1 protein-coding gene is annotated in these 260 nt (G+C 59.6%); it reads left to right on the forward strand.

The annotated features are described in order from the left end of the window. Window positions 1–13: 13 nt before the first annotated feature. The coding region (locus tag SB847_RS21450; RefSeq protein ID WP_410578691.1) for a hypothetical protein at window positions 14–260 on the forward strand (247 nt) is incomplete at its 3' end.

Consider the following 260-nt stretch of genomic DNA (forward strand, 5'->3'; position numbering starts at 1 on the left):
GTTAGTGGCCGGTATGACGGTGCTGATGGCGCTGCTGTGGTTAAGCGGTGCTGCCTTTGCCGTGTGGCCGCTGTGGCTGGCCGCCGCTGGCTGGCTGTTGAATCTCTACTGGGTAACGCACTACCCAGATAGCAGCCAGCAGTGGCAAGCCACCTCTCGCCGCCTGCTCATGGGTATTTGGGTGCTATTGCCATGCTGGGTAGGTTTTAACGTTCTGCGTGAGAGCGGTGCAGTGTGGCTTCTGTTTGTGCTGCTGCTGG

The organism is Bacillus sp. SIMBA_026 (assembly GCF_046535335.1).
GTDB classification, from domain to species: Bacteria; Bacillota; Bacilli; order Bacillales; family Bacillaceae; genus Bacillus; species Bacillus velezensis.